Source organism: Accumulibacter sp., from assembly GCF_023806565.1.
In the GTDB taxonomy this organism is placed as follows: Bacteria; Pseudomonadota; Gammaproteobacteria; order Burkholderiales; family Rhodocyclaceae; genus Accumulibacter.
Window position 1 is genome coordinate 18,670 of sequence record NZ_JAMTDV010000138.1, and the last position, 21,905, is coordinate 40,574.

The 21,905-nt window shown below is 62.2% G+C and carries 18 protein-coding genes and 1 pseudogene; 7 read left to right on the forward strand and 12 right to left on the reverse strand.

Annotated elements, in window-relative coordinates; all coding sequences use genetic code 11:
- Positions 1 to 101: 101 nt before the first annotated feature.
- From NFV80_RS16910 to NFV80_RS16955, 10 genes and pseudogenes are all read right to left on the reverse strand, one after another.
- Entirely contained in the window at positions 102 to 1,097 is a 996-nt protein-coding gene (locus tag NFV80_RS16910; protein ID WP_295327785.1) for a C45 family peptidase, read from the reverse strand.
- A gap of 17 nt (positions 1,098 to 1,114) precedes the next feature.
- Positions 1,115 to 2,572, reverse strand: coding sequence for a biotin carboxylase (locus NFV80_RS16915; RefSeq protein ID WP_295327783.1), 1,458 nt, complete (start codon positions 2,570 to 2,572; stop codon positions 1,115 to 1,117).
- Between the two features lie 63 nt (positions 2,573 to 2,635).
- Positions 2,636 to 5,428: a beta-eliminating lyase-related protein gene (locus NFV80_RS16920; protein WP_295327781.1), complete on the reverse strand. Its 2,793-nt coding sequence runs from the start codon at positions 5,426 to 5,428 to the stop codon at positions 2,636 to 2,638.
- Between the two features lie 110 nt (positions 5,429 to 5,538).
- On the reverse strand, positions 5,539 to 6,921 hold the full coding sequence (locus tag NFV80_RS16925; RefSeq protein WP_366143448.1) for a DASS family sodium-coupled anion symporter: 1,383 nt from the start codon (positions 6,919 to 6,921) through the stop codon (positions 5,539 to 5,541).
- Between the two features lie 29 nt (positions 6,922 to 6,950).
- A complete protein-coding gene (locus NFV80_RS16930; protein ID WP_295327780.1) occupies positions 6,951 to 7,418 on the reverse strand; it encodes a hypothetical protein in 468 nt (155 codons plus the stop codon).
- 787 nt (positions 7,419 to 8,205) lie between these two features.
- Positions 8,206 to 9,417, reverse strand: a complete 1,212-nt coding sequence (locus NFV80_RS16935) for a cation:proton antiporter (protein ID WP_296759429.1) — start codon at positions 9,415 to 9,417, stop codon at positions 8,206 to 8,208.
- A 235-nt stretch (positions 9,418 to 9,652) separates the two neighbouring features.
- Complete coding sequence (locus NFV80_RS16940; RefSeq protein WP_366143449.1) at positions 9,653 to 11,179, reverse strand: arylsulfatase; 1,527 nt, start codon at positions 11,177 to 11,179, stop codon at positions 9,653 to 9,655.
- Positions 11,180 to 11,185: 6 nt separating this feature from the next.
- A complete protein-coding gene (locus NFV80_RS16945) occupies positions 11,186 to 11,347 on the reverse strand; it encodes a hypothetical protein (RefSeq protein WP_295326389.1) in 162 nt (53 codons plus the stop codon).
- A gap of 46 nt (positions 11,348 to 11,393) precedes the next feature.
- Positions 11,394 to 11,702: pseudogene (locus tag NFV80_RS16950) on the reverse strand (SPASM domain-containing protein); the annotation flags it as partial.
- 18 nt (positions 11,703 to 11,720) lie between these two features.
- A complete protein-coding gene (locus NFV80_RS16955; RefSeq protein ID WP_295326387.1) occupies positions 11,721 to 12,698 on the reverse strand; it encodes an anaerobic sulfatase maturase in 978 nt (325 codons plus the stop codon).
- 162 nt (positions 12,699 to 12,860) lie between these two features.
- On the opposite strand from NFV80_RS16955, the gene NFV80_RS16960 reads away from it, so the two are divergent.
- From NFV80_RS16960 to NFV80_RS16975, 4 genes are all read left to right on the forward strand, one after another.
- Positions 12,861 to 13,181 carry a hypothetical protein gene (locus tag NFV80_RS16960; RefSeq protein WP_295326385.1) on the forward strand — a complete coding sequence of 107 codons (321 nt, stop codon included), beginning with the start codon at positions 12,861 to 12,863 and terminating at the stop codon, positions 13,179 to 13,181.
- Positions 13,182 to 13,196: 15 nt separating this feature from the next.
- Positions 13,197 to 13,892 carry an ABC transporter substrate binding protein gene (locus NFV80_RS16965; RefSeq protein WP_295326395.1) on the forward strand — a complete coding sequence of 232 codons (696 nt, stop codon included), beginning with the start codon at positions 13,197 to 13,199 and terminating at the stop codon, positions 13,890 to 13,892.
- A gap of 170 nt (positions 13,893 to 14,062) precedes the next feature.
- Positions 14,063 to 14,785 carry a HAMP domain-containing sensor histidine kinase gene (locus NFV80_RS16970; RefSeq protein WP_295326383.1) on the forward strand — a complete coding sequence of 241 codons (723 nt, stop codon included), beginning with the start codon at positions 14,063 to 14,065 and terminating at the stop codon, positions 14,783 to 14,785.
- A 4-nt stretch (positions 14,786 to 14,789) separates the two neighbouring features.
- Positions 14,790 to 15,404, forward strand: a complete 615-nt coding sequence (locus tag NFV80_RS16975) for a response regulator (RefSeq protein ID WP_295326381.1) — start codon at positions 14,790 to 14,792, stop codon at positions 15,402 to 15,404.
- Between the two features lie 270 nt (positions 15,405 to 15,674).
- Here NFV80_RS16975 and NFV80_RS16980 read toward each other — a convergent pair whose 3' ends face one another.
- Positions 15,675 to 16,118: a universal stress protein gene (locus tag NFV80_RS16980; protein WP_295326379.1), complete on the reverse strand. Its 444-nt coding sequence runs from the start codon at positions 16,116 to 16,118 to the stop codon at positions 15,675 to 15,677.
- Positions 16,119 to 16,383: 265 nt separating this feature from the next.
- The gene (locus NFV80_RS16985; protein WP_295326377.1) at positions 16,384 to 17,265 is read right to left on the reverse strand and encodes a dienelactone hydrolase family protein; all 882 of its coding nucleotides are present in this window, start codon (positions 17,263 to 17,265) and stop codon (positions 16,384 to 16,386) included.
- Positions 17,266 to 17,455: 190 nt separating this feature from the next.
- Here NFV80_RS16985 and NFV80_RS16990 point away from each other — a divergent pair, with 190 nt between their 5' ends.
- The 3 genes from NFV80_RS16990 (at position 17,456) to NFV80_RS17000 (ending at position 21,869) form a co-directional block, all read left to right on the forward strand.
- Positions 17,456 to 18,034 carry a peroxidase-related enzyme gene (locus NFV80_RS16990; protein WP_295326376.1) on the forward strand — a complete coding sequence of 193 codons (579 nt, stop codon included), beginning with the start codon at positions 17,456 to 17,458 and terminating at the stop codon, positions 18,032 to 18,034.
- A gap of 317 nt (positions 18,035 to 18,351) precedes the next feature.
- Positions 18,352 to 20,964 carry a cytochrome c gene (locus tag NFV80_RS16995; RefSeq protein WP_295326374.1) on the forward strand — a complete coding sequence of 871 codons (2,613 nt, stop codon included), beginning with the start codon at positions 18,352 to 18,354 and terminating at the stop codon, positions 20,962 to 20,964.
- A 20-nt stretch (positions 20,965 to 20,984) separates the two neighbouring features.
- Positions 20,985 to 21,869 (forward strand): hypothetical protein, encoded by an 885-nt coding sequence (locus NFV80_RS17000; protein WP_295326372.1) that lies wholly within the window; start codon positions 20,985 to 20,987, stop codon positions 21,867 to 21,869.
- The last annotated feature ends 36 nt before the right edge of the window (positions 21,870 to 21,905 follow it).

Sequence of the window (21,905 nt, forward strand, 5' to 3'; positions counted from 1 at the left end):
ATTCCCGTGCAGTGTGAGGACGGTCCGCGGGTCCTCTCCTTGCTTCATGCCCTGCCGTAGTTCTCCTGCAAACGTGATTCCAGATCGCATCGGAGCCAGCTTCAGTACGGGCCAGGCAGGAAGACGATGTCACGTCCACCTGTCAGCGGCGCGAGCAGCGACTGCTGCCAACGTTGGTCCTGCCAGAAGAGTTCCACGCTGCGGTTGCTCGGCTGGTAGATCGCGCTGTACAGCGTGCCATATCCGCGGCGGTAACTCGTCTGGAACAGAGGCGGTTGCAGCAAGCAGGCGGCAACTTCCGGCAGCGAATGGGTCTTGTCCACCAGATGTTCCAGCATGGCGAGGCGCTCCACTGCGGACGTCGCTCTTGCGTGCTCGGGCCAATCCACCTTGTGCTGGAAGTTGGTGATGGCACGACGGCGGGTCACATAGGTGGCTTCGTTCGGGCCAACGTACACGGTGGCCCAGTGCGCATTCGTGTCCAGCAGGGTGATGCTGTAGAACATGTGCGCGGGCACTCGCTTGAGAACGGCGCAAGCCTCCTCGACCGTGCCTGACACTTCCAGCAGGTAGCGCATCACCAGCGGGATGCCGAAACCTTCTCCGGCTTCCGTCCTGCCGCCGAAACTCAGTGACGCAGCCAGGCCGGCTTCGTTCATACCGTCTAGCGCGCCCCAAAGGCAGTCGCCCACGGCGAGTACCCGCTGGCCGCACCAGCGCGTGGCCAGCCAGTTGCCTTCCAGCAAGTCCGGAGAATAATCATAGTTGCGCAGCAGGGCAGGGCAATAGGCACCGACGGGATCGAACCATACCGCTTGCGAGCATCCGGCAATGTATACCGGCGGACACCAGAGCGAAAGAATGCGCGCCTCGATGTCGCCGCCGCCGGCCAGTTCTACCATCCGCTCCCAGGTGGGTACCAATTCGGGCATATGCTTGCGCAGGGCACGCCGACAGTCGAGATAGCTGGGCCGCCCGAAGACGCCGTTGCGCAGGTACCAGTCTCGGTAGCCTGGCCAGCAGCGCTCGAACAGCGCCTGCCATGCCTCGCCTGGCTTGTCCTCCACCAGCGCCGTGAAGCGCTGATGGATCGGCATTGCGGTATGCAGCAGGTTCAAAGGATCTTGAACGCACCAGGCTCTGGTGCGGCCTCGTGCTGGGTGGTGAGGATGGGCTTGCCGGCGTAGTACTTCTTGATGCCGCGGATCCAGTCGCGTGCGCGCAGGTTGAGCTTGAAGTTGTCGTCCATCGCACGGCCGCGGGTGATCAGGATGCCCAGGTCGGCGCCCTCGTAGCGATAGTCCCCTGGCCCGGTGATGCGCAGGAAGAAGGCCTCGCGCTCGGTATCGATCGCCTTGCGGTTGTAGTCGAAGCGCTGGTAGCTGACACCGCCATCTTCGCCCATATGGTAGATGCCGGTAGCGGGTGCGTGCGTGACCTGGTCGACGTGTTTCTCGGTGTATTTCATCACGACTTGCGACCAGGAATCGATGAAGTGGGGTTGTGCCCAGCGTTCGTTGATTTCACGCACGTTCAGGTCGAACGGCGCGCCCGAGAACTCGAGCAGGTGGAAAAGGAACAGTGGCGCATCGGCGTAGGCATGCGCGGCGTGGTTGGTCATCGGGCTGGCGCCGCAGACGCGCGGGTTGAGTTCGCCGAGGTAAACTTCGCCGTCGTCCTGGTCGATCAGGAAATCGAGGTCGAAATAACCCCGATAGCCCTCCTCCAGCAACTGGTTGCCGAAGCGCTCGGCCATGTCACGGCACTTGGCACGCACATCTTCAGTGAAGGCACCTGGGAAGACCTCGTTGCCACACCAGCCACCCTTGTAGGGCGTCAGTTCGCGAGCGCCGACCACCTCGGTGAGCAGTGGGCCGACCAGCGTGCCCGACTGCGTGGCGCACGCTTCCAGCGTTGCGCCACGGCAGTTGATCCGCTTCATGATCTTGACCTCTGGGTCGTTGATGATTTCGTCCTTGTACTTGTTGAAGTCGTCTTCCGACGCGATGAAGAAGGTCGTGTGGCCGGAGTCGCCGTAGGCAGACTGGATCACCAGGTCATGACCCAGGCCGTTCCGATCGCAAATCTCCCTGAGGCTGGCGTAGCTGCTGACCTTCTCCAGCGCATTGGGTACCGACAGGACGCCGACCTTGTTGCCGATGCGCACGGTTTCCATCTTGTTGTCAAGGCGCTGACGCAGCTTGGCCGGCGGGAACCAGACCTCCATGCCGAGTTCCTTGGCCAGTGATTCGGTCTTCTCGTCGAACATCAGGAAGGTCGCGACCGGATTGCCACCACGGCGCTCGATCAGGTCGACCACGTCCTTGTGCTGCAGCAGATAGTTGTTGATATCTTCAATCGATTCGAATTCGTCGTGCGGTGACTCTGGCGGAACGAACACATTCGGATGCCGGCCATCGAAACAATCGATGTAGCTGATATAGCGAAAACGGTTGACCCAGCGGTCCATTCCCAGCAGGTTGAAGTTGGTGGCACTGATGAAGTAGATCGGTCGTTCATTACGGTGGAACATCAGCAGCAGGTCGGAAATGTTCTTTACGGTGTGAGCCATTGTCTTCTCCTCGTCGTGATCACTGCCATCGGACTGTTGTTTCGGTGCAGTTGGTCGGCCAGTTCATCCTGGCTCGGTTCGTGAATTGATCTGCGCGGTCCACACAGCGTTCGCCTGTGCCGCACGCTGTAGCGCAGCATCGGTATAGATGCGAAAGCCCAGTTCAGGCCGAAATCCATGAATCTCGCGCACATCGAGCGCCTGCATGAACTTCAATATCTCGGCGCTGATCACTTGCCCCGGCACCAGGATCGGAAAGCCCGGCGGGTAAGGGATGACGAACTGGGCTGAAACGCAGTCGCGCCCGCTCTTGATCGCCTGATCCGTCTCGTCCATGCTCAGGTACTCGCAGTTCTGCTCGTCGTAGCCAAGGAAGAATGCGCTGCGGATATCGCCGTCGCGAGTTTCCGTGCCCCCGTCCACGCTGCGGCCACGGAATGCGGTGTGGAAACACGAAAAGTTGGGCAGCGGTGGCAAATCCACAGTCAGCGACCGGACCCGCCTTTCGTGAATCCGCCGTTCGAGGGTGCTCATGTCTGCCACTTTCTGGTCTATGTCACGGGCGATGTTCACCAGGACTTCGATCAGGTAGGCGATCGTCGAGCGCGTACTGCCGATGTTGGTCATGAACAGCACGGTGTTACGCGAGGTCTTGTTGATCTGGATATCGTACTTGTCGGCCAGATATTGATTCTTCATCGTGTCGCCATCCATCCCGGACAGGCCGATGGCCAGTGTGGCACGTGTCGGGTCCAGCGCGAACTCGTCCGTATGCCAGGCATTGAACAGGTTGACCCAGCCGGTTTCGATGTTGAACAAGGATTCGACATGCGATTCGCGATACTCCTGCGGCACCAGATCGACCACGGTCAGGAAGTGGAAGTACCGTTTCAGTAGTGGATGTGATTTCACCTGCTCACGCAGGTTCATCGCCAGTTCGAGCTGGCGCTGAACAAGTTCGTAGCCTTCGAGTTCCATCTGCCTCCGACCCACGTCGAGGGTGGCGAGAATCTGATAGTTGGGGGAAGTCGAGGTGTGGGTCATGTAGGCCTCATGGAAGGCCTCCTCGGCCTTGTCCTTGAAGTCGAGATCCCAGACGTGGATCATGGATCCTTGGCGCAGCGCCGTCAGCGTCTTGTGGGTAGACTGGGTGGCATAAACGCGTACCCTTGCCTTTGTCGGGTCGGGCAGCAGACAGGTGTTGAGCACGCGCTCGTCGTCTGCCCAGGCAGTTTCGTCGAAGCTGCTGGCAAATTCCCGGTAACGCGCGGCATAGGCCTCGCTCTGGAACATCTCGGTCAGCTTGGCTGCAGCTGCCATGGCGGTGCGCTGGCGATAAACCGGGTGGAAGCGCGCGAAGGCGAACCATGCCTCGTCCCAGAGAAATACCAGATCGGGCTTGATCGCCAGGCACTCGAGCATCAGCCGCTCGACGTCATAGACGATGCCATCGAAAGTGCAGTTGGTCAGCAGCACCATGCGTACGCGGTTCAGGGTGCCGGCACGCCGCAGTTCGAGCAGCGTTTCCTTGATGTGGCGGATCGGGACCGCACCGTACATCGAGTACTGGTGCAGGGGATAGGCTTCGAGATAGGTGATCTGTGCGCCGGCCAGCACCATGCCGTAGTGGTGCGACTTGTGGCAGTTGCGGTCCACCAGGACGATGTCGTCGGGGCGAACCAGCGCCTGGACGACGATCTTGTTGGCGGTTGAAGTGCCATTCGTGGCGAAAAAGGTGCGACGCGCCCCGAAAGCGCGCGCAGCGTACTCTTGCGCCAGCTTCAGCGAACTCGTCGGTTCGAGCAGGGAGTCGAGTCCGCCGGCAGTCGCCGAGGTCTCCGCCATGAACAGGTTCATGCCATAGAACTGGCCCAGGTCGCCGATCCAGTTCGAATTCATGATCGACTTGCCGCGTGCAAGCGGCAGCGCGTGGAAGACACCGGTAGGCTGTTTCGCATACTTGCGCAGCGCATCGAAGAAGGGCGTGTGATAGCGTTCCGAGACGCCCTTCACGATCGAGAAATAGAGTTCAAGCTGATCTTCCTCACCGAAGAACACGCGCTGGAAGGTCGCCGCCGCGTTGGCCGCCACGTCTTCCACCTTGGCGTCGGTCACCAGATACAGGTCCAGCTCCGGACGCAACTGCGCAATCTGTCGCCCCAGCAGCAGGCCGCGCTCGGACTCGGGCAGTTCCTCACCGCTGACGTCCAGGCCTTCAAAGAAGCGACGCGCGACGATTTCGGGGACATACAGCGAGCGGTAAGGAAAGTCGTAGCCGATCACCACCGCCTGCAGGTTGAAATTCACCATGGCCGCAACCAACGCATCCTCGAAAGTCGGCACGACGACCACGTCGAAGATGAAATCGTCGTCGGAGCGGCGTCGACTGCGTACCCGCCGCCGTAGCGACTCCTCTTCTTCGGCCGGCAGGTCGTCGACCACCAGAACCTCGAAGTACGGGCAGCGCATCTGCGTCTGGAACTCCCTTTCGGTTTCCATTTGCGTAGGCAGCTCGGCATCGCTCGTTGTCCCGGTGTTTCCGTGCCGGTATGTCAGAGAGGCAAGCATGCGATGGGTGCGGCGCGCGACGATTGCCGCGTGCGCCAGCTCGCCCCGCGTGATGAATCCGCACAGATCGGCAAAGGCACGGCGTCCCGGATACGCCCAGCAGGCTTCGATCGGCGTCAGCACTTCGGTAAGTTCGCTCAAGCGCGCCACCTGCGCTTCCCGGACGCCTGGTTCCTTGCCCCGGTTCGCAAGCTGCGACAAGGTATCGACCAACTCGATCCAGCTTTCCGTGCGAACTTCCCAGACGCTACGATGGCGGCTCATGGGGGCCGCAAAGTTCGTATTCATGTTGTGTCGTCTCCAATAGGCTCCGGCAGTGCGTTGCTGCCAGCTTGTGTGGGATGCTACTGGTCAATCGCTTCGCCCGCGCAAAGCGGGCGAAGCATTCCCGGTTCCGACTACCCGGCGACCCAGAGTATCCAAGGGGTACCGACGACCAGGAAGACCACCGTCGCGAAAAACGTCGTCAGCAGTCCCAGACGGTAGAGCTCACCCTGCTTCAGATAGCCGCTGGCGACGAAAATGATGTTCTGGCTGCCGCCCTGCGGCGTGATCACCGAGAAGTAACTGCTGGCGAAGAGGAGCGCAAAGGCCATCAGGTGGGTGGGCACTCCCGACTTCACGCCGACGTCGAGAAACACTCCGAGCAGCGCCAGCACCTGTGCGTTCTGACTGACGAATCCGAAATGGAGCAGCACATAGATCACCAACAGGGCGACGTAGGCCATTGGCCAGGCGAGTCCTTCGAGTCCGACTGCCAGTCGTTCGCCGACGTAGCCCATGAACCCCATTTCGTTGAGCTGTCCGCTCATGCCGAAAAGCACCGCCAGCCAGACGAAAGTGACCAGCGTGCCGCCCTGCTCGTGCATGTCGTGGAGGGTCAGGACACCGGTGATCATCAAAGTTGCAAGTCCGGCGAGGGCAATCGCCGTCAGGTTGAGCTTGTAGGGGGCAGCCAGCACCCAGCCAGTGATCATGACGATGAAGGTTATCGCCGTGATCCACTCGTGACGTGACATCGGCCCCATCGTCCGCAATTCCTGGCGGGCGCGCGCCGGTGCATCCGGAGTGGCGGTGATTCCGGGCGGGAAAAGACGATAGAGCAGCAGCGGCAGCAGTCCGATCACCAGCAGACAAGGGACGCAGGAGGCGAGCAGCCATGAGCCGAAATCGATCTTGAGCCCTTGTTCGGCGGCCAGTGACGCGCCTACCGGGTTGCCCGAGGTGGCGGTGAACCACAGGGCCGAGGTGATCGCCAGGCTCGACATGCCGCAGAACATCAGGTAGCCGCCGAAGCGCCGCTTGTTCTCGTCTTCCGGTGTGGAGCCGCTGTTGTTCGCGAGCGCCAGGATCACGGGGAAAAGCACGCCGCCGCGCGCCGTGTTGCTCGGGAACCCCGGGGCGATCAGGGTATCGGTGATGAAGATGCTGTACGCCAGGCCAAGTGTCGACTTGCCGAACAGCGAAACCACGTACAGACTGATGCGCTTGCCGAGTCCGCTCTTGACTACCGACTGCGATACCAGGAAAGCGGTTACGACCAGCAGCACGATGGCGTTGGCAAAGGCGCCGTAGGCTTTGGCCGGTGTCAGCGTGTTGGTGAGCACCACGATCGCGCACGCCAGCAGCGACGAGGTGAATAACGGAAACACGTTGAGAACCACCGAGACGATCGCCGACGCGAAGACGGCAAACAGATGCCAGGCCTCAAGCGTCAGCCCCTGCGGAACTGGCGTGAACCAGAGGCCAAAGAACAGGACCAGGAGGCCCACCAACTTCAAGATTCTTCCCGTTCCAAAAGTGGCTGTGCTCATTTCTGGCCTCCTGCATTGGTGGGAGCAACCGTACCGGGCGAGCCGAGGCGCGCCCAACCCTTCAGACCGACCACCCGACCGGCCAGGTCTTCGCCCTCAATGGCGCCGAGGCGCTGCCATTTGAAACTGTATTCACCACTGATTCCGGCATAGCGGCCGGTACCGCCGGTGAACTTGCCTTCGATCAGCTGTCCTGGGCCAATCCCTTCGCCGCTCCATTCGCTGAAGACCTTGTCACCATGCTCGTCGGTCCAGACGCTGTGTGCCTGCATGCCGGTGGTCGTGTCAGTGAAGCCGATGGCTTGCGATTGGAAACCCGGATTTACTCTTTGTTTGCCGCTCAACAGCATCGATCCCCTGAGCTCAAAGATGCTTGCCTGGTGGCCCGGTCCGAGATCCATGAACGTGCGGCTGCCGGTCGTGGTCCAGTTGCCGGTAAAGGATCGAATATCGTCTGTCGCCACGCTTGTCGCCGGTGCTGTCGCCGGGGCCATCGCTGGCGGAGTCTCCGATCGGCCGCAGGCTGTCACCAACAATGCAGCGAGCAGCGCGATGTGGGAGAGGAAATGGCATGTGGATGAGTTGCTTGACCAACGCATGGTACTGCCTCCTGTGAGAAGAGAAGCGGCAAACAAACAAGCGTGTGGTTCGACCCTGCCCTCTGAAATCGCTCCCCCGGGGTCCACGGAAGGCGCCATTTTCGGTCCCAGTCCCCACTGGTTCCGAAATTAGCCTACCATTTTGCCGACTGGAGGGCAAAAAAACTTTTTTCTTCGATACACGAGGCTGTCAGTTGCCTTTGTCTTAGGCTCTTTGCATGTACATTGTCATGCCGGGGCCTACGCGCGAGAATTCGGAAAGCTCTCCCAGCTGGCAGCAGCCGGGTGCATGGTTTGCGGTCGCTGCCGGACCCGATTGCTCGCCTGCCGTGGCACCGAGAAAATCGCGATCCGCTGACCAGGGGTCACGCCTCTTCGAGTAGCCTTCAGGGCCGAGCGGGATCCGCCGGTCACGCCGGTGTGACAGCGGCGGCGCGAACCGCCATCAGTGGGCGGAAAGCCACGCCGCTATCGTTGCTGCTCGCCGTGCAGCCAACGGCAATCGCACTGCCGCGAGCCGCTAGGATTGGCACCAGGCGGGTGCGAGGTATTACCGGTCGTGCGGACTCGCGATGCTCGCAATGGCGCCGGGAGTCCAAGACGGTGGCGCAGCGGCGCCGCCAACGGAGGGAAGTTACGCTGGAACCGTTGCTCAAGACCCGGGCGCGTCTTCCGCTCCGCCCCTTGACGCCGTCGCAGGGCGAGAACGCGCGATCGTGGCGCCGGTAAGCGTTGGGTAGACGAGAATCGACAGCAAGGCCGCGGCGACCAACGCCTGCGCGACATCCACATTCATTTTCTGCGTGCTCTTGCCGATCTCGGTGATTACGATGACGAGGCCGACCGATGCGACGGAGGAGGCGAACGCGAACGGCAAGCGCTCCCGGGGCGGCAGCTCGTTCCGGAACAGCAGGGTCGGCAGACCGCGCACGAGCAGCAGCAGCAAGAGGAACGTGGGCACCAGGACCATCGTGTCGGTGCTGCGAAGCAGTGCGCCGGCGTCGAAGCGGAGGCCCGTCCCCACGAAGAAGAAAGGCACCAGCCAGCCGAAGACCACCGCCTCCAGCTTCATCCGGAAAGCTTCGCAATCCTCGCCCCGCGTCGCCACGCCCACAGCCATGCCTGCGGCGAACGCCCCCAGGATCCCTTCGAATCCCCACGTCTCGGAAAGGACGAAGAACGCCGCCACCAGGAGCAGCGACATCCGAACCGGCGTCTGCGAGCTGGACCTCAGCGTGCGTCCGAGCCATTCCAGCAGCCGTGGCGCGCGTGCCTGCGCGCCAACGAACGCCACTGCCAGAACCACGGCGAGGAAGGCGAGCAACAGCGTGAATTCCTGCCATGTGCTGTAGGCGGTGGACAGCGCCAGCGAGACGCCGACGATCGGTGCCAACTCCCCGATGGCCCCCTGGGCAAGGAATATCCGGCCGAAGGCGGACTCGACCACGCCTGCGTCCCGCAGCACCGGGATCATCACCCCGAGGTTCGTGGTGGTGAGGGCGAGCACCACCATCATCGGGGCATGCACCGACGGCACGGCGTGCAGCACGCCGACCACGACGAAAGCGACCGCTGCCGAGGCAACCCAGCCCACCAGCGCGAGGGTGAGCGGCCGCCCGGCAATCGTGCGGAAGTCGATCTCGGTGCCCGCCATGAACAGCATCGCCCCCAGTCCGACCTTCTGCATCAGATCCAGGAATTCCCCTGTCTGGACCCAGCCCAGCGCATGCGGGCCGACCACCGCGCCCAGCACCACCTCGAGGACGACGACGGGAATGCGAACACCGACCGGCAGTTCGGCGAGCAGGGGCGCGGTCACGGCGATGGCCATGACCGCGAGGATCGGATGTTGAAGACTCACCATGTCGATTCCGTTGTTGCGGCCATGTACGCCAGGATATCGCCTGTTCCGACGTGGATCATGATTTCACTTCGGCTGCCATTCGGCCCTTGCGGATCGCGGCCATGAAGGAGAGGTAGTATGAGGACCTGCCGCCAGCGCGCTCCACCCGCTTCGGAAAGTCGCTGCGCGGTCGCCACATCCGACGGGGACGCGAAGACCGCGTCCCCGTCGATTCGCGCGTGCCAGAAACTTGAGATCAGCCGCCGCTCGCCTTGACCTTGACATCTCTGCCGCCCGACATCGCGGGCACCGGATTCTCGGGATTCTTGAGATTCGGCACGAGGTCGTTCGAGTCGCCGCCGGGGAAGCGCTTGATGTTCGGATACTTGATGATCGACTTGTTGAAGTCGATCATGGCGAGGTACGCCAGCGACAGGACCCAACCGTTGTCCTCGCCGGACCACTTGCCGGGCGAGTTCGTCGGCATGCGCGTAGCCATGGCGCCATTGAAGAGCATGTCGTACTTCTCGTATGGATCCATCGTGAGGTTGTACACCGCCCCCTGCGCGCCGAGATTCTGCTCGGAGCCAAGCCATGTGTCCTTGGCCGTATAGAGATACTTCCAGGCGATCTTGAGGTCCGGGTTGGCCGGATCGTCGCCCATGTCGACCCGCACGCCCATGAACTGCTCGCCGTCGATGTAAACCCAGGTATTGCGCGCGGAGTGTTGCGCCTTGCCCAGAATCCACGCGCTGTTGTCGATGCTGTCGAAGTAGATCTGCTTGCCGGCGTTGTCCCTCATCTCACCGGTCGGTGGCGGCGCCTTCAGCCCCGCCATCGTCGCCAGCGTCGCCCAGCAGTCGATGTGCGACATCATCTCGTTGAGCGCAGCACCCGCCGGGATCTTGCCAGGCCACCACATCACTGCCGGCACGCGCCAGCCGGCCTCGAACGCCGAGCCCTTGTCGCCGCGGAACGGGGTGGTGCCGGCGTCGGGGTAGGCGTCCTGCCAGGCGCCGTTGTCGGCGGTGAGAACGACGATGGTGTTCGGCGCTTCGGCGCGGATCGCGTCCATGATGCGGCCAATGTTGGAATCGAGTTCGAGCATCGCATCCGAGTACCGGCCGAGCTTCGACTTGCCGACGAAGGCCTTGGCCGGACTGTTCGGGTTGTGCATCTTCATGAAGTTGATGTCCATGAAGAAGGGCTTGCTATCGTTGGCATGCTTCTTGATGTACTCGACGGCCGAATCTGCCTGGCGGACGTCGAATTCGGCGAGGTGGTCCCAGCTGAACTCGGCGACCCTCTTGGCTGGCTGGCCGGCTACGCCTTCCCACTCATACATGTTGACGGCTTTGAAATATTCCTCGGCGTACTTCTTGTTGTACGAAGGGAACCACGGGTGGAAGGCGTTGCTGGTGTCGCTGTAGGTGTAGACGCCCGGATAATAGGCGCCGAAGTGCTTCATTTCGTCGAAGCCGTGCTCGGTCGGGTAGAACTGCGGCTGGTCACCCAAATGCCACTTGCCAGAAAAATAGGTGCCGTAGCCGTTCTTCTTGAAAAATTCAGCAATGGTCGGTGTCTCTTTGCGCAGACCGTTCTCGTCGCCTGGCACTACCACTACCGACATCGCCGAGCGGATCGGGATGCGTCCAGTCATCAACGACGCGCGCCCGGCCGTGCAACTCGCCTGCCCATACCAGTTCGTGAAGTAAGTGCCTTCCTTCGCGAGGCGGTCGATGTTGGGCGTCGGATGGCCCAGCCCGGCACCCCCGCCGCTGATGTATCCTCAATCGGCCCAGCCCGTGTCGTCGGTCATCAGCACGACGATGTTCGGTTTGTCTGCCGCCTGCGCGGCGCCGATCCCCCCGGTCGCCGCCACCGCCGTGGCCAGAAGCGCGGATCGCGCCATGGCGCCGAATCCGCGCGGACTTTCTCCAGTATTGCTCATGTGCTTCTCCCCTCGCAAATGAGTTGATTCATACTTCCCCTGTCAATCACCGCACGGCGCCGGCCCCGATGGTTGGTTCCGCAGCCGGCGCCGCCGTGATCTTCGCCGCGAGGGCGTCCGCGCCGCGCCGTGCGTGAGCAAAGAACCGCTTGAATCCCGCGCACAGGTAGTTGAGTCCCGGCTCCCCATGGGGATCACGCAGCAGGCGGTTCTTCGGGCACTCGCCCCAGCAGTCCTTGAGATACGCGCATTCGCGGCAGTAGCGTGGCAGAGTTTCGGACTTGGCGTACCCGAACTTCACCTGCTCCGGATCGAATACCATGTCGCCGAGCGACCTTGCATTCACGTTGCCCCGTCGAAACTCGGGATAGACTTAGTGATCGCAGGCGTAGACGCTGCCGTCGTGCTCGATTGCGACGTTCTTGCCGCAGTTCTCCGCGTGTACGCACACCTGCGAAGGCCGGCCCATGCGCTGCACCACCAGGGTCTCGCAGAAGGCCACGAGGACCTTGCCGAGATCGCGGCTCAGCCACTCGTCCCAGACCTTGCAGAGAAAATAGCCATATTCCTCCGCGTCAACCGACCACGGCGTGACCACCGAGAGCGGATGTCCGGGCTTGCTACGTGGACTCCCGAGCATGGGCATGTCCGCCGGACTCCCGCTTCCGGGCGCGCTGGTCTCGAAGTTGCGCGGTTCGACGATCGGAATGAACTGCAGGTAGGTTGAACCCACCTCGCGCCGCAAGAACCGGTAGACATCCAGCGGGCGCGAGGCGTTATGGCGATGCACGCAGGTCAGGGTGTTGAACGGCACGCCGTGGCGCTTCAGGTGTTCGAGCCCGCGCATCACTTCGTCCCACGAAGGCTGCCCCCGCTTGGTGGGACGCATCGCGTCGTGAACGTCCTTTGGGCCGTCGATGGACAGTCCGACGAGGAAGCGGTGCCGCTTCAGGAATTGGGCCCAGTCCTCGTCGAGCAGGGTTCCATTGGTCTGCAGGTCGTTCTCGATGCGCTGGCCCGGCTTGGCGTAGCGGCGCTGGAGCGCGACCACTCGCTCGAAGAAGCCGAGCCCGAGTAGCGTTGGTTCCCCGCCCTGCCAGGAGAACACGACCTCGGATCCGGTTACACTGGTGATGTAGTCGCGGACGAAGCGTTCGAGTATCTCGTCACGCATGTGGCCAAGCCCAAGGCCGCCGTCGAGTCTTTCCTTGCTGAGGTAAAAGCAGTAGCTGCAGTCGAGATTGCAAGCGGAGCCCGCCGGCTTGGCCATGACGTGGAAGCGCCGAATTGCGCGATCCCCCAGCCTCTGCGGCACGGAATACCTGTCCAGCTCGACGGCTGCGTCGTCCATCGAAATGCCCATTCCTGTTTGATTTTTCTTCACGTGGCTTTGGAGGGAATTACCCGTTCCCGTATTATTTTCATTTTAACGGTTCGCTCCTATATATGTGCACACGTACGTCACGTACGCGGCGGTGTCCGTCGACCTTGGGGTCCGAACAGGACCATCGTCTTGCCGGTGATTCCGCCGATCGTGCGCCGCTACCGTCCTCGCCGTGCCGCCGTCGCAGTCGTCCGGCTGTCGGAGCTCGCAACTCTGCTCGTGCCGTTGGCCGCCGTGGGAGGTGGCGAGCCGTACCATGTTCTCGTCCTGCATTCGTTCCGGACAGCACTTCCCATGAACGCGAACTTCATGGCGGGCATTTCGAAGGGCTTGGCGTCGACCACGTCGGCAGCGGTGGAGATCGACAGCGAGAGCCTCGACCTCTCGCGCTTCGACGACAAGATCTACGTCGACAAGCTGAAGGAGATCTTCCGGCTCAAGTACCGTTAGCGCCGGCCGGATCTGATCATTCCCACCGATACGCCGGCTCCTCGCTTCCTCCTCGAGCATGGCAAGGACCTGTTTCCGGGCTTGCCTATCGTCTTCTGCGCGGCGGATACCGAGTACGTCGCAGGTCGCTCATTGCCGTCCAACGTCACCGGCGTGGACGCGAAGCGGGACTTCGCACGGACATTGGAAGTGATGCAGACGATCGATCCAGACTTGCGGCACGTCACGCTGGTTGTCGGCGCCGGGAGCATGGACCGAGCGTGGGAGGCGTACGCGCAGTCCGAGCTGCAGACTCACTCGTCCAAGGTCGAATTCACGTGGCTGCGAGGATTGCCGCTGCCGGAACTTACCCGCGCGGTCGGCTCCCTGCCACCTGGATCGGCGGTGTTGTACCTCGTCCAGTTCGCCGACATGTACGGCACGCCTTACGTTCCGCGGGCGGTGGCGGCCGCCGTTTCGGAAGCGGCTTCAGCTCCGGTCTACGGGACCTGGGACACGCTGATCGGCAGCGGAATCACCGGCGGCTGGCTCGCGACCATGGAGGAGGCCAGCATCGTGGCCGGATCGATCGCCGCGCGCGTTCTGACGGGGAGCGCGCCCTCGACCATTCGTCCACAGCCTTGGCCAAGCCATCTTCGACGGCAGGCAACTCGCGCGGTGGAGGATCTCCGAACGACGGTTGCCCGAAGGCAGCCGCGTTCTCTACTCTGAACATTCGCTGTGGAAGGAGCACCGGGGAGCGATCGTCATGATCGTGCTCGTCATCGGCTTGCAGGCGGCGTTGATCATCGCTTTGCTCACCAGTCGGAGGCGGCTGCGCCGTGCGCAGTGTTCATTACAGCAGGAACTCGAACAGCGCGCCCGTGCCGAGAGCTTGTCCAATGTACTGCGCGCGCCTCGCCAACTTGAGCAAACAAGGTGCCCTCGGCGCGCTCGCTACCGGCATCGCGCACGAGGTCAACCAGCCACTCGTGGCGATCAAGAATTATGCCCGAGCCGCGAAACGATATGCAGAGGGGGAGAGTCCTGACGGTTCAAAGCTCGTCGAACTGATTGCGGAGATGGAGGCGGAAGCGAATCGGGCGGGGGTAATCATTCAGAAGATTCGCGCGCTCCTGCGCACGGGCCAGGTGCACGCCGAGCGTTGTTCCCTGAGCACGGTCGTGCGCGACGTGCTGCGCGAGTTGACCGCAAAAATGCCGGCCGACCGAACCCGAGTCTCGATGAAGATCGAGGTTGATGTACCGCCGGTTCTCGCCGACCCCCTTCAGCTGCAACTGGTCGTCGCGAACCTGCTGCGTAACGCTTTGGAGAGCGTCGAGTTCGCTCCGGCCGGAGACGCGAAGAGGGTTACCATCTCCGCGCGGGCTACCGATGACGGCGAGGTCGAGCTTTCCGTTGCGGACACCGGGGCCGGCGCCCCTGTCGACGCGATCGAGGAGCTTTTCGCCCCGCTTTTCTCCACCAAGGCGAGTGGCATGGGCATGGGGCTGGCGGTTTCCAGAACTATCGTCGAAGCCCATGGCGGCCGGATCTGGTGTGTGCCGAATCCGAGTGGTGGCGCGACCTTTCTCTTCACGCTTCCCGTCGCTGGTGGGGCATGACGCCATGTTCGACCCGACCGTCTTCATCATCGATGACGACAGGGGAGTGCGCAACTCCATCCGCGAGTTGGTCCTGTCGGTGGGGCTCGCAGCCGAGACGTTCGACTCGGCGCAGGCGTATCTCGATGCCTTCGACCCAGCCCGCCCCGGTTGCCTCGTGCTCGACGTTCGGATGGCCCGCATGAGCGGGCTCGCCCTGCAGGCACGACTCGTCGAGATGCAGGCGCGTATCCCGATCGTGTTCATCAGCGGGCACGGCGATATCGGCATGGCCGTCGATGCAATCAAGAGGCGTGCGGTGGACTTCGTGCAGAAGCCCTATCAAGAGCAGAGGCTACTTGATGCAATCAACGATGCCCTGGAGAAGGATCGTGCACAACGCGCAGCGCCGGGCTGCGCCAACTTACCCGAGGGGCCCGCGCGCGCGCTGGATGAACTGACGGAGCGCCAACGCGAGATCCTGGCGCTGGCCATCGAAGGCAGCTCCAGCAAGGTCATCGCCACAAAGCTCGGCATCAGCTATCGGACCGTCGAGCTTCATCGGAGCCGGCTGATCGAGAAACTTAACGTGCACTCGATTGCCGAGTTCGCTCGCCTCATGCGCACACCGCGCCGCTGATCACCCACGTAGATGCCGTCCATGGCGCCGGGCAGGTCCGGCATCCCGGAGTCCTCTTTGCGCAGGCGATGGATGGCGAGGCAAGTGATTAGCTGGCGCAGCTTGACGTCAGGGATCTTGCTCTGACCGACCTTGCGGGTGACGTCGAAGCGTTCCAGCCTGTCCCAGGCCACCGCAACGCGCCACCTCCCGGAAGACGATTCCGGCCCTGCGCTGGGAGTCCTGCCTTTCGCGTTGCGATGTGCGAGCGTGCCGCCTAGACCGTGACGTTCAGTGATGGACGAGCACCGGGATCTTCGCGTAGCTGAGCACCTTGTAGGTTTCACTTCCAAGGAACATGGCGGTGAGACCGTGGCGGCCACGCGATGCCATGAAGATCAGGTCGCAGCCTCCCTTGGTCGCGGTGTCGAGGATCGCCTGGGCGGGGGATTGCGAGATCGTGGCAATCTTGCTCACCTTGACGCCAGCCTTCTTGCACAGGTCGATGACGAAGCCAAGGCTGCGCTGGGCCTGCTGTTCGGTGAGCTTGGCAAACTTCTCGGGCTTGATCGCGCCGACTGGTGCGCCGTCATCGTAAAGATTCTCGGGGTACGGCTTCTTGACGAAGATTGTGGTGATACGTGCGCCAGATTCCTTGGCGAGTGCGACTGCCGCACGGGCGGCTTCCTTGGATAGATCGGAACCATCGGTAGGAACCAGAATGTGTGTATACACGGCGCTTCCCCCATTGTTAGGTCCATCAATGATGCTGGCGCGGCTATGTTGATCCAAATTGGACGTTGGGGCAAGCACCCGGGTGACAGCACGCGGGTGGTCGGCACCCGCGTGGTCAGACACCAGGAATGGTCGAGCTGTCGTGGACGTAGTTTTTTTCCTCTAGCCCCCTCGCTGGAATCGTGTTCGATTCGTGCAAAACGGCGGTCGCAATACCGGGCCGAAGCACACGACCCTCGGTGTCGGACTGTCGTGCCTCGTCGCGTTACACGCCGTGCTTCCTGAACCACGCCAGCATCCGCTGCCAGCCATCTTCGGCGGCGTCTTTGCGATAACTCGGCCGGTAATCGGCATGAAAGGCATGCCCGGCATCGCCATACACCTGGAACTTCGACTCCTTGCTGGCGGGATCGCCCGAATCGGCGAGCGCCATGCGCATCTGGTCGACGGTTGCGAGCGGAATTGACGCGTCGGTTCCTCCGTAGAGTCCGAGCACCGGTGCGTACAACCTGCCGGCAAGGTCGATCGGATTCGTCGGGCTGAGCTCGCTGGGCTGGCCGACGAGTCGGCCATACCAGGCGACGCCGGCCTTGACCTGCCGATTGTGTGCCGCGTACAGCCAGACGATCCGACCTCCCCAGCAGAAACCGGTGATTCCCAAGCGTGCCGTGTCGCCACCGTGCGCCTGCGCCCAGGCGACACACGCGTCGAGGTCGGCCAGCACCTGCGTGTCCGGAACCTTGCTCACCACCTTGGCGAGCACTTCCTGAATGTCCTTGTATTGCCGTGGATCGCCCTGGCGCGCGTACAACTCGGGCGCGATCGCCAGGTAACCTTGCTTGGCCAGTCGCCGACAGACATCCTTGATGTAATCGTGGACGCCGAAAATTTCCTGAACGACGAGAACCACCGGCCAGCGGCGGCCACTGCCGGCGGGCTGCGCACGGTAGGCCGGGACCTCGCCATCGCCGGTAGGAATGCCGACCTCGCCGGCGTCCAGGCCGATGCTGTCGGTGTGGATGACGGTCTGCGCCGCTACCGGTTGCACGGCCAGCGCGAAACCGGCGCCGAGCGCGCCGACGATGAACCGGCGGCGACTGACCGGGACCGCCGGTACCAGATCGTCGAAATCGCTCTCGCTGTTCATTGCTCACTCCTTTGACGAATCCCGTTTTGTGTATCATCGCACAATCAACCATCCGATCAGGGAGAAACAGATGATTTCACTCGCCAACGGCCACCCCGTTCTTCTGCAACCGGGTACGCGCGTGAATCCCGGAATGAGTGTTACCGGCAGCGCGTTGCCGCCGCTTGCCACCGTCGGCGAGGGGTGAGCCATGGGCCGTGCGATCAGTCGATTCCCCGTCCCGCCGCTTGATCAACTCCCCGACGACGTTCGTCGCCGCATTCTCGAAGTGCAGGAGAAGGCCGGTTTTGTTCCCAACGTCTTCCTCACCCTCGCGTATCGCCCCGAAGAGTTCCGTGCCTTCTTTGCTTACCACGACGCGTTGATGGAGAAGGAAAGTGGTTTGAGCAAGGCCGAGCGCGAGATGATCGTCGTCGCCACCAGCGGCGCAAATCAATGCCAGTACTGCGTCGTCGCGCATGGTGCAATCCTGCGGGTGCGCGCCAGGAATCCGCTGATCGCCGATCAGGTGGCGGTCAACTATCGCAAGGCCGACCTCACGCCTCGCCAGCGCGCAATGCTCGACTTTGCCCTGAAGACTGCACTTCGTTCGGCGGAGATTGGCGACGCCGACTTCGCCGAACTCCGCCAACACGGCTTTTCGGACGACGACATATGGGACATTGGCGCGGTTACGGCGTTTTTCGCGATGTCCAACCGGTTGGCGAACCTGACTTCGATGCGACCGAACGACGAATTCTTTCTCCTGGGTCGCTTGCCCAAACCCTGATCGATTCTCGTGCGCTCGCGCCTGCAGACGCGTTCGCCGGGGCCTGGGCGAGCGTGCCGGCGGTGCAGGTGCCACCCGATCTGCGGTATCCGGTCTGGCGGCGACGGGTCGCTGGCGGCAGTCTTGGCGGGAACCGGGGCCGCGATCTTGCATATCGTTCGCTTATCTGATTCGCCCGACCCATTCGGCATCTCTATGGAACTGCCTGTACAGGCACATGTCTGCTTTTCAATCCGCCTGGTAGAGCGATCTGTTGCCGTCGCGCGGGCGAATGGCGACGCCCGTTGTCGGGGATGTGGTACTTCAGGAGGGAAGACATGAAACGTGTTCTGCCTGCCGCGGTCGCGGCATTGCTCATTCTCGCGGTCGCCGTTGGTGTGTGGCACGAGCGCGGGGTAGTCGATGCCCGCGCCGAAAATGCGCCGGCGACAACGGTTGCCGTGCCAGCCAAGCCGTTTCCCGAAGCGTCCAGTGTCGATCAGGATGCTTCGTACTACGAGGCCTGCGCGCGCGAGGGTCTAAACGAATCGGAGTGCGTCGGTCGTCTTATCTGGTTCAAGGCCACCGCCGGCAACGCCCGCTTCCATACCTATACCTTCCAGCAGCGGGTCGGTGTGCTGGTCGACTGGTTCCGGGTTCTGCGCACCGACCAGCGCGACGATCGCTTCTGGGCGTGGGGAATCATCAACGACCCCTCGTGCTGCAAGCCGGGTTCTCCCGGCTGTCCGGCCAAGTCGGCGGAGGAAACGTACGGTTTTGACTGGTGTCCCGGCGACGACGTCCTGCTCAAGTACGTCGGCAAACTAGGCTATGTCGACCCCGCCTGTGCGCTAAAGGATGCCGCGCTCGATGGCGACGATCCGCACAGCCAGGGGGGCAAGACCGATCAGCGCCAGTCGGCCTGTGATCTCCAGTTTGGTACCTCGACCGGTGCGCTCGGCATTCGCAAGTTTCCCAATCCGCGTTTCGACGCCGCCAGGTGGAAACAGCTGAACGGGGGGCTCGCCGACTGGTCCGGCTATGACCGCAATGTCGCCGATATCACTGGCATCGAGTCGGACCGGCGGGTGAGCAAGCTTGCCGATGCGTCGGTTGAACCGCCCTTCCTGATCGGCACCTCCTGCGGCTCCTGCCATATTGCCTTCGATCCGCTCAACCCGCCAGCTGACCCCGCGCATCCGAAATGGGAAAACATCAAGGGACTGATCGGCAACCAATACACACGGATGTCCGAACTGCTGGGTTCAGGGATGTCGATCAACAGCCTCGAATACCAGATGTTTGCCCACGCCCGGCCGGGTGTGACCGACACGTCGGCGCTGGCGAACGACCAGGTCAACAATCCCGGAACGATCAACGCCCTGATCAACGTCGCGCAGCGGCCGGTCTTCCAGGGCGAAAGGGTGACCAAGTGGCGTAAGGTGAATCACTGTGGCGCCGAGAAGGACGAGGACAAGTGCTGGTGCGAACCCGGCCGCAATGGCAAGTGCTGGCAGAAGAGCACGCGTGAGGACGACACGACGCTGATTCATCTCGATGGCCAGAAGGTGGTGCTGCCTGGCGTGCATCACATTTTGAAAGGGGGCGAGGACTCGATCGGTGCCCACGAAGCCATCCAGCGCGTGTACTTCAACATCGGATCGTGTTCCGAACAGTGCTGGGTCAACCATTTCTCCGACATGCGCCAGGTCGATCCGGAGCAACGCGGCTATGGGCAGACCCCGTTCAACATCGGCCAGTGCCGGCGCGATTGCCCGAACTTCCGGGCGATCGAGGATCGTCTGCAGAACGTGCTCGATTTCTTCGCTTCCGCTGAATCGGACCAGACGGATCTGCAGCTTGCCCGTGCCAATGCGCGCAAGGCCGCCAATCCGGCAGCCAGCTATGGCCGCGCCGATTTTGTTGCCGATCTGGAGAAGGAGTTCGGCAAGGGAGCGGTCGGCCGCGGCCAGACCGTGTTCGCCGAGAACTGCGCTCGCTGCCATTCCAGCATTCCCGAAAGTGCCGGCGGTCCGTTCAGGAATCGGGATTTCGCCGCCGCCAACGAGCAGCACCCGCGCAAGGTGCGCGCCGATTTCCTCGGCAACGATCAGGCGACGCCGGTGACCGAGGTGGGCACGTTCCGCTGTCGCGCGCTGCACTCCAATCACAAGATCGGCCACATTTACATGGAGTACGCCTCCGACACACTGCACAAGCGGCCGATCGTAGCCGACATCCCGGAACGCAACGAGTTCAAGGATGGCGGTCGCGGCTATTACCGGAACATCTCTCTGGTCAACGTCTGGGCGACTGCGCCATTCATGCACAACAACGCCATCGGGCCCGAAATCTGCGGCAAGCCGGCCAATCAGGCGAACGACTTCCATCGCGTCCGTTATGTTGACGCGAATGGCAGGTTGCTCGCCAAGCAACCGGATTGTCTGCGCTACGACCCGAGCGTCGAGGGTCGCTTCGAACTCTACAAGCGTTCGATGTTCGACCTGCTGCACCCGACGGAAAGGGGCATCAAGCGCACCCTGACCAATGCCGACGTACTGATTGACATCGGTGTTCGGCCGCTCGACGGCAAGACCGAGAAGCCGCTGCTCGGTTTCGGACAGGTGAGGATTCCCGCCGGTGCCAGCGTGGGTTTCCTCGATGGACTGACGCACAAGCAACTGGTCGATGATCTGTTTCTTGCCAAGCGCGACCCGGCGAAACTCGAAGCGGCCGGCAAGAAGGACCAGATTGCGACATTGCAGGCGATCGCCGACGAGATTCTCAAACAGCCATTGCGCTTCGTCGATGTTCTCAACGACAAACGCGACTTCATCGATGCCAATTACCAGACCTGTACGCAGGCGATCGAGAACGAGGGGCATCGATTCGGCGAGGATCTCTCCGAGGCCGACAAGAAGGCGTTGACCGCCTTCCTCGCCACGCTCTAGGGAAACGGGAGGACTACAAGATGAAACTGCCGCAAGCCTTGACCCTTCGAGCTGGTACGCTTGCTCTTGCCATCATTGCCCTGGCCTCGTGTAACAAGCAGCAGCCACCAACAATCGGCTTCGCACCGTACGACAAGGGCTATCAGTCCAAAATGGATTTGGCGCAGGTCGATTACCGGTATCCGATCGCCCCCGCCGAGCTGGCGAAAATTACTCCGGACTATCTGGCGACGCTTGACCAGGAGCAGCTTGATCAGATTTACGCCCGTCTGCCCGCCGGACCAATCCCCGACGGTGCGTTTGACGGCCGCATCCTGCTGCCGCGAGGCAGCAGCGGTCAGTTCCGCCTATCCGAGATCGTCGGCGGTTTTGCCGGTACCGCGCTACAGATCAAGGGGCTCGTCGTCGAGGACATCGGCGAAGTGCTCTGGCGTGGCAAGGTCTTCTATCGTGACGAGCGAGTGCTGCGTAATCGCATCGACGATCTGTCTCTGCTGAAGAAGGTCGGTCTGGTCGAAGGCGAGCCGAAGAAAATGTCTTACGGAGGCAAGGAGACCTGGCTGCTGTTCCCGGCCAAATTGTATTGTGGTCAGAGTCTGCTTGACGCGCGTCGGGAATCGATCATCATCGATTACCTTTTCACCGACGAAATCGCCGGCTATCAGGAAAACCCGGATTACCTCGCCGGCCGCCGCGGCCTGCGTGTGCGCGACGAGATTCGCATGATCCGGCCGGGCTTCTACCTTGGCCGCGCCTATCTGGACCGCGGTTTCGCACTCAATTTCACGCTCTACGACAAGGCTACCGACGAAAAGGCGCGAGAGGATTTCATCAAGACCGGCAAGGTTCAGGAGGAATGTTGGCCGGGGACGCAGGGGCGGGCGCCGGTCGCCGCCAGTTCCTGACTCCGGCCGGTTGCCGGGCACGAAGATCGTAGAGAG

Coding starts and splice junctions, on each gene's coding strand:
- NFV80_RS16910 (WP_295327785.1), bottom strand. CDS start 1,097: ATGCCGATCCATCAGCGCTTCACGGCGCTGGTGGAGGACAAGCCAGGC.
- NFV80_RS16915 (WP_295327783.1), bottom strand. CDS start 2,572: ATGGCTCACACCGTAAAGAACATTTCCGACCTGCTGCTGATGTTCCAC.
- NFV80_RS16920 (WP_295327781.1), bottom strand. CDS start 5,428: ATGAATACGAACTTTGCGGCCCCCATGAGCCGCCATCGTAGCGTCTGG.
- NFV80_RS16935 (WP_296759429.1), bottom strand. CDS start 9,417: ATGGTGAGTCTTCAACATCCGATCCTCGCGGTCATGGCCATCGCCGTG.
- NFV80_RS16945 (WP_295326389.1), bottom strand. CDS start 11,347: ATGAGCAATACTGGAGAAAGTCCGCGCGGATTCGGCGCCATGGCGCGA.
- NFV80_RS16955 (WP_295326387.1), bottom strand. CDS start 12,698: ATGGACGACGCAGCCGTCGAGCTGGACAGGTATTCCGTGCCGCAGAGG.
- NFV80_RS16970 (WP_295326383.1), top strand. CDS start 14,063: ATGTACTGCGCGCGCCTCGCCAACTTGAGCAAACAAGGTGCCCTCGGC.
- NFV80_RS16975 (WP_295326381.1), top strand. CDS start 14,790: ATGTTCGACCCGACCGTCTTCATCATCGATGACGACAGGGGAGTGCGC.
- NFV80_RS16985 (WP_295326377.1), bottom strand. CDS start 17,265: ATGAACAGCGAGAGCGATTTCGACGATCTGGTACCGGCGGTCCCGGTC.
- NFV80_RS16990 (WP_295326376.1), top strand. CDS start 17,456: ATGGGCCGTGCGATCAGTCGATTCCCCGTCCCGCCGCTTGATCAACTC.
- NFV80_RS16995 (WP_295326374.1), top strand. CDS start 18,352: ATGAAACGTGTTCTGCCTGCCGCGGTCGCGGCATTGCTCATTCTCGCG.
- NFV80_RS17000 (WP_295326372.1), top strand. CDS start 20,985: ATGAAACTGCCGCAAGCCTTGACCCTTCGAGCTGGTACGCTTGCTCTT.